A 6,413-nucleotide genomic window follows, 5' to 3' on the forward strand; every position below is an offset into this window, starting at 1 on the left:
ACCCGCTCGCCCCGCTGCCGGCCCCGGCCGAGAAGGCCTTCACCGCCTTCGACAAGGGCTCCGGCTCGCAGTCGGTCGCGACCACCATGGCCTTCGTGCGCCTGATCAAGGACCTGGTCCGCGACAAGGAGACCGGCAAGCGCTGGGTCCCGATCGTCCCGGACGAGGCCCGCACCTTCGGCATGGAGTCGCTGTTCCCCTCGCTCGGCATCTACTCGCCGAAGGGCCAGACGTACGAGCCGGTCGACCGCGACCAGCTGATGTACTACAAGGAGGCCGTCAACGGCCAGATCCTGAACGAGGGCATCACCGAGGCCGGCTCCATGGCCGACTTCATCGCCGCTTCGACGTCGTACGCGACGCACGGCGAGGCGATGATCCCGTTCTACATCTTCTACTCGATGTTCGGCTGGCAGCGGACCGCCGACCAGATGTGGCAGCTCGGCGACCAGCTCGGCCGCGGCTTCCTCGTCGGCGCGACCGCCGGCCGCACCACCCTGACCGGTGAGGGCCTCCAGCACGCCGACGGCCACTCCCCCGTCATCGCGGCCACCAACCCGGCGGCGCTGACGTACGACCCGGCGTTCGCGTACGAGGTCGCGGCCATCGTCAAGGAGGGCCTGCGCCGCATGTACGGCGAGGCGGCCGAGGGCGAGGACCGGGACGTCTTCTACTACCTCACCGTCTACAACGAGCCGATGCCGCAGCCGGCCAAGCCGGCCGGCGTCGACGAGGGCATCATCAAGGGCCTGTACCGCTTCAACACCGCCGAGTCGGCCGGTCTGGAGCTGCCCGCCAACGCCTCGCGCATCCAGCTGCTCTCCTCCGGCACGGCCATCCACTGGGCCCTGCAGGCGCAGAAGCTGCTCGCCGAGGAGTGGGGCGTGGGCGCCGACGTGTGGTCCGCGACCTCCTGGACGGAGCTGCGGCGCGACGCGCTGGAGGCCGACGCGGCGCTGCTGCGCGGTGAGGAGCGGGTGCCGTACGTCCGCAAGGCCCTGGAGGGCGTCGAGTCCCCCGTCCTCGCGGTCTCCGACTACATGCGCCAGGTCCCGGACCAGATCGCGCAGTGGGTCGAGCAGGACTGGTCCTCGCTGGGCGCCGACGGCTTCGGCCTGTCGGACACCCGTGACGCGGCCCGCCGGCACTTCGGGGTCGACGCGCAGTCGATCGTCGTGGCGGCGCTGGCGCAGCTGGCGCGGCGCGGCGAGGTCGCGGCGACGGCCGTGAAGGAGGCGCGCGAGCGCTACGGCCTGTAAGGGCCGACGGAAAGAGGTCGATCGAGCGGCACGCATGATGGAGTCATGCGTGCCGCTCGTCTCATCAAGATGGTCCTGCTGCTGCAGAACCACCCGTCCATGACCGCCGCCGAGCTCGCCGCCGAGCTGGAGGTGTCGGAGCGGACCGTCACCCGTGATGCCCTCGCCCTCTCGGAGGCGGGGGTTCCGGTGTATGCGGACCGGGGCAGGAACGGCGGGTACCGGCTGGTCGGCGGGTACCGCACCCGGCTGACCGGGCTGGCCCGCGGTGAGGCGGAGGCCCTCTTCCTGTCGGGGCTGCCGGGCGCGCTGCGGGACATGGGCCTGGAGGACGCGGCCTCGGCGGCCCGGCTGAAGGTGTCGGCGGCGCTGCTGCCCTCGCTGCGGGACGCGCCGGCCTCGGCGGCCCGCCGCTTCCACCTGGACGCGCCCGGCTGGTACCAGGAGCCGGAGACGCCCGAACTGCTCGCCCCGCTGGCCGAGGCCGTCTGGGACGACCGCCGCGTCGCGGCCCGCTACCGGCGCGGGGACGGTACGGAGGTGGAGCGGGACCTGGAGCCGTACGGGCTCGTCCTGAAGGCGGGCGTCTGGTACGTGTGCGCCCTGGCCGGCTCCTCGTACCGCACCTACCGGGTGGACCGGTTCACCGGGGTGGCGGTCGGCGAGGAGCGTTTCGTACGGGATCCGGAGTTCGACCTGGCGGCGTTCTGGACCGAGCGCGCGGCCGAGTTCGCGCGCTCGCTGCTGCGCGCGGAGGTCGTGCTGCGGCTGACCGGGGCGGGGGCGCGCCGGCTGCCGTACGTGACGGACCGGGCGGCCGCCGAGGAGGCTCTGGCGGCCGGGGAGCGGGACGCCGGCGGGCGGCTGACGGTGACGCTCAGGACCGAGAACGAGGACGTGGCCTTCGGCCAGCTGCTCGGTCTCGGTCCTGAGGCCGAGGTGCTGGCCCCGGAGTCGCTGCGCGCCCGGTTCACGGCGGCGGCCCGGGGCCTGGCGGAGCTCTACCGGTAGTCCTCCGGGCGGGTGTCCGGGTCGGCCTCCTTGGCCGCCATGAACCCCCAGGAGTCGGGGCGGGAGCCGTCGGCGTCGGTGAAGCCGTACTCCCGGGCGAGCTGCCCGCTGTCGAGCGACCGCCCGTTCCAGCGGGCCCGTCCGGGGTCGGCGGCGAGGGCGGCGACCGCCCGGCCCACGTACACCGGTGACTCCGAGACGGCGAAGTCGGGGAGCTGCTCCGTCGCGTCGCGCCAGTTCTCCTCGGTGACGCCGAAGTGGGCGAGCATCTGCTCGGACCGGAGCCAGCCGGGGCTGACGGAGACGGCGGTGCCGCCGGCGTCGGCGAGTTCGCGGGCGAGGCCGAAGGCGATCCGGATGGGGGCGTTCTTCGCCAGGTCGTAGAAGAGGTTCTCCCGGTAGTGGGTGCCGTTGTAGGCGGTGGTGCCGTCGGTGACCTCCACGACGAGGCCGCCGGGGTGGCGGGCGAGCAGCGGCAGGGCCGCGTGCGCGGTGACGAGGTGGGTGCGGACCCCGAGCTCCAGCATGCGCAGGCCGTCGGCGAGGTCGATGTCCCAGGTCTTCCTGCCGAAGGTCGCGACGAGGAGGTGTTCGCCGCCCCACACGTCGTTGACGAGGACGTCGAGGCGGCCGTGGTCCTGGTCGATCCGCTCGACCAGGGCCCGCACCTGGCCGGGTTCCAGGTGGTCGGTGGGGACAGCGATGCCCTCGCCGCCGGCGGCCGTCACCAGTTCGGCGGTCTCCTCGATGGTCTCGGTGGCCCGGCCGACCTCGCTGATCCGGTCGCGGGTGGTGCGGCCGGTGACGTAGACGGTGGCTCCGGCGGTCCCGAGCTGGACGGCGATGGCCCGTCCGGCGCCCCGGGTGGCCCCGGCCACCAGGCAGACGCGTCCGCGCAGGGGTGTGTTCTCTGTCGTCATGGTCCCCAGGCTGACAGGGAAAGGCGACATCTTCTGTCCGGATTCATATCGGGCATTCCGGGTGCGTCGCACCGGCCGAACCGTGATGCTGGAGCCGTGATGGACGAGACCGAGTTCTGGGAGATCATCGACGCCACCCGCGCGGAGGCCGAGGGCGACCCGGAGGAGCAGGCGGAGCTGCTCGTGGAGCGGCTGACCCGGCTGGACCCCGACTCCGTGCTCGATTACGCGCGCCACTTCGAGGCCCGGTTCAACCGCGCGTACCTCTGGGACCTGTGGGGGGCCGCGGCCGTGCTGTTCGACGAGGCGGGCGAGGAGACCTTCGACTCCTTCCGCTGCTGGCTGATCGGGCAGGGCCGGGAGGTGTACGAGGGGGCGGTGCACGACCCGGACGCGCTGGCCGAGCTGCTCGACGAGTTCGATCCGGAGATCGACGGGGACGGCGAGGAGATCGGCTTCGCGGCGGACGAGGCGTACGAGACGCTGACCGGCGCCGAGACGCCGGACCTGGGTGTCCCGATGCCGGGCGGGGAGCCCCTGGGCACCCCGTTCGACCTGTCGGACGACGCGGTCCTGGCCTCCCGTTTCCCCCGGCTGTGGGCCCGCTTCGGCGGCGCCTGAGGAACCGGTCGCGCCGGCCCCGGCGGCCCGTGCCGGTCAGAAGTGGGTGCCGCCGTCGACGCGGACCTCGGTGCCGGTGATGAACGCGCCGTCCTCGGAGGCGAGCATGGCGACGACGCCCGCGACGGTCTCAGGCCCGGCGAAGCCCTGACCGAGGGCCGGGGCGAGCTTCACGAAGAGGGACATGTCGGCGTCGGCGGGCAGGCCGGGCCCGACCGACCGGCGGCTGACGCCGGAGCCGTCCGTCATGCCGGAGGAGATGGAGCCCGGCTGGACCGCGGTGAAGCGGATGCCCCGCCCGGCGTACTCGGCGGCGAGCGCGTGGGTCATGGACTGGATGCCGCCCTTGCTGGCCGCGTAGGCCGCCATGTAGGGGTGGGCGAACATCGCGGACGTGGAGGAGAAGTTCACGACGGCGGGACCGTGGCCCTCCAGGAGGGCGGGTATCGCCTCGCGGATGACGAGGAACGTGCCGGTGAGGTTGATCCGGAGGATCTGCTCGAAGGCGTCGAGGGTCGTCTCGTGGGTGTGCGAGGAGCGCAGCACGCCGGCGGCGTTGACCAGGACGTCCAGGCCGCCGAGCGCCTCGACGGCGGCGGCGACCCCGGCCCGTACGGAGGCCTCGTCGGCGACGTCCAGGACCACGGTGGTGAGGCGGTCGGCAGCCGCTCCGGCCCGGGCGGTGGTGTCCTTCAGGCCCTCCTCGCTGATGTCGGCGGCGACGACGCGGCCGCCCTCGGCGAGCATGCGCACGACGGTGGCCTGGCCGATGCCGGAACCGCCGCCGGTGACGAGGGCGCGGCGGCCGGTGTAGCGGGTCAGCTGGTTCATGGTGACGACCTCTCGATGTCGGACGGGGCGGAGCGCCTGCCACCGTACGCCCATGTGGCACGTTTTGCCACTATGACAGAACGTGCATGCCCGGCGCCCGCAGGCGTACGCTTCGTACGGTGAGCACCAAGCCCTCCCTGACCGAGCGCCGCAAGGCGGCCACGCAGCTGGACATCGCCCGCGCCGCCGCCGAACTCTTCACCGAGCACGGCCCCGACGGGACCACGGCCGAGGACATCGCCGAACGGGCCGGGGTCGCCCTGCGCACCTTCTACCGCTACTTCCGCTCCAAGCAGGACGCGGTGGCCCCCCTCCTGTCGGCCGGCGCCGACCGCTGGCGCGAACGGCTCGCGGAGGCCCGGCCCGGCACCGCCGTGCCCGAGGCCCTGGAGCGTTCGGTCGCCGAGTCGCTGACCCCCGCGACCGAGGCGGACGAGGAGGGGCTGCGCCGGACCCGGGGCCTGTTGCGGGCCGCCGCCGGGGACCCGGCCCTGCGGGCGGTCTGGTACCGGGTCAACCAGGAGTCGGAGGAGCGGCTGCGCGACATCGTCGCCGGGCTCGCCGGGCCGGACGCCGACCTCCTGGAGGTCCGCCTGGCGGCGGCCGCCGCCACCGACGCCATCCGGATCGCCCTGGAGACCTGGGCCGAGACGGACGCCCCCCTGCGCGGCGAGGGCTCCCCGGCCGCCCTCGCCGTCCGCTGCCTGCGCGAACTGACCGGCGGCACGCGCCTCCTGGGACGGCGGCGGGACACTCCTTAAGGAGCCAGCGAGCGGCCCATCAGGACGTCGTCGATCGAGGCTCCGTCGATCAGGAACTCCCCCGGCAGCACGCCCTCCACCACGAAGCCCTCGGAGGCGTACAGGGCGCGGGCCGGCGCGTTGTGGCCGAGGACGCGCAGGGTGAGGCGGACGGCGCCCTCCGCGCGCGCCCGGTCCATGGCGGCCCGCAGCAGTGCCCGGGCCACGCCCTGCCCGCGGGCCGCGTCGGCGACGGCGAGGCCCTGGATCTGGCGGACGTGGGCGTTGGAGGGCAGCCGGGTCGGCGGCACCACCCGCACGTAGCCGAGGACCTCCTCCCCGCGCACGGCGACGAGGTAGTCCTCGGGCCGGTCCCGCTCGTCGAAGAAGGGTGCGTAGGGCTCCGTGGGCCGGGGCAGCACCGCGTGGAGGGGGGACCAGGTGTCCCGGTCCAGCCGGCCGAGGGCGTCGCCGTCCGCGCCGACGGCGGGGCGTATCCGTGTTTCCTGCGTGATCATGCCGGTCACTGTGCCACGGCCGGAGCGGGAAGGGCAGGATGGGGCGCATGCAGCGATCCGCTCCCCGCACCCCCGCCACCCGCAGGCGCGTCGCCGTCACCGGTGCCTCCGGTCTCATCGGTTCGGCCCTGGTCCGCTCCCTGCGCGCCGACGGCCACGACGTCCTGCGCCTGGTCCGGCGGCCCGCCCGGACCGCCGACGAGGTGGAGTGGGACCCGAAGCGGCTGTACGTGGACGCCGCCGGCCTCGTCGGCGTGGACGCCGTGGTGCACCTGGCGGGCGCCGGGGTCGGCGAACGCCGGTGGAACGAGGCGTACAAGAAGGAGATCCGCGACAGCCGGGTCCTCGGTACGGCGGCCATCTCCCAGGCCCTCGCCTCGCTCGCGGACCCGCCGGAGGTGCTGGTCTGCGGGACGGCGCTCGGCTGGTACGGGGACACCGGCAGCCGGGCGGTGGACGAGAGCGCCCCGGCGGGCAGCGGCTTCCTGCCCTCGGTGTGCGTGGAGTGGGAGG

Annotated in this window: 7 protein-coding genes and 1 pseudogene; 5 read left to right on the plus strand and 3 right to left on the minus strand. The window is 74.0% G+C overall.

Translation table 11 applies throughout. The features are described from left to right. A pseudogene (locus RIF68_RS23265) lies at window positions 1-1,259 on the plus strand (pyruvate dehydrogenase (acetyl-transferring), homodimeric type); the annotation flags it as partial. 45 nt (window positions 1,260-1,304) lie between these two features. Next, the gene (locus RIF68_RS23270) at window positions 1,305-2,270 is read left to right on the plus strand and encodes a YafY family protein (RefSeq protein WP_309053233.1); all 966 of its coding nucleotides are present in this window, start codon (window positions 1,305-1,307) and stop codon (window positions 2,268-2,270) included. Here RIF68_RS23270 and RIF68_RS23275 read toward each other — a convergent pair. Then, window positions 2,261-3,190 carry an SDR family oxidoreductase gene (locus tag RIF68_RS23275; RefSeq protein WP_309053234.1) on the minus strand — a complete coding sequence of 310 codons (930 nt, stop codon included), beginning with the start codon at window positions 3,188-3,190 and terminating at the stop codon, window positions 2,261-2,263. The two genes, RIF68_RS23270 and RIF68_RS23275, sit on opposite strands and share 10 nt — an antisense overlap. A 99-nt stretch (window positions 3,191-3,289) precedes the next feature. On the opposite strand from RIF68_RS23275, the gene RIF68_RS23280 reads away from it, so the two are divergent. After that, window positions 3,290-3,811, plus strand: a complete 522-nt coding sequence (locus tag RIF68_RS23280) for a DUF4240 domain-containing protein (RefSeq protein ID WP_309053239.1) — start codon at window positions 3,290-3,292, stop codon at window positions 3,809-3,811. Between the two features lie 36 nt (window positions 3,812-3,847). On the opposite strand, the gene RIF68_RS23285 is transcribed toward RIF68_RS23280, so the two are convergent. Further along, window positions 3,848-4,642 carry an SDR family NAD(P)-dependent oxidoreductase gene (locus tag RIF68_RS23285; RefSeq protein WP_309053235.1) on the minus strand — a complete coding sequence of 265 codons (795 nt, stop codon included), beginning with the start codon at window positions 4,640-4,642 and terminating at the stop codon, window positions 3,848-3,850. Between the two features lie 86 nt (window positions 4,643-4,728). Between RIF68_RS23285 and RIF68_RS23290 the strand changes: the two genes are divergently transcribed. Then, window positions 4,729-5,403, plus strand: a complete 675-nt coding sequence (locus RIF68_RS23290; RefSeq protein ID WP_309053236.1) for a TetR family transcriptional regulator — start codon at window positions 4,729-4,731, stop codon at window positions 5,401-5,403. Here the strand turns inward: RIF68_RS23290 and RIF68_RS23295 are convergent. Further along, window positions 5,400-5,900 (minus strand): GNAT family N-acetyltransferase, encoded by a 501-nt coding sequence (locus RIF68_RS23295; protein WP_309053237.1) that lies wholly within the window; start codon window positions 5,898-5,900, stop codon window positions 5,400-5,402. The two genes, RIF68_RS23290 and RIF68_RS23295, sit on opposite strands and share 4 nt — an antisense overlap. A 38-nt stretch (window positions 5,901-5,938) precedes the next feature. Between RIF68_RS23295 and RIF68_RS23300 the strand changes: the two genes are divergently transcribed. Further along, on the plus strand, window positions 5,939-6,413 hold a 475-nt coding region (locus tag RIF68_RS23300; protein ID WP_309053238.1), incomplete at its 3' end, for an NAD-dependent epimerase/dehydratase family protein.

Origin of the sequence: Streptomyces sp., from assembly GCF_031178505.1 — a bacterium.
In the GTDB taxonomy this organism is placed as follows: domain Bacteria; phylum Actinomycetota; class Actinomycetes; order Streptomycetales; family Streptomycetaceae; genus Streptomyces; species Streptomyces gulbargensis.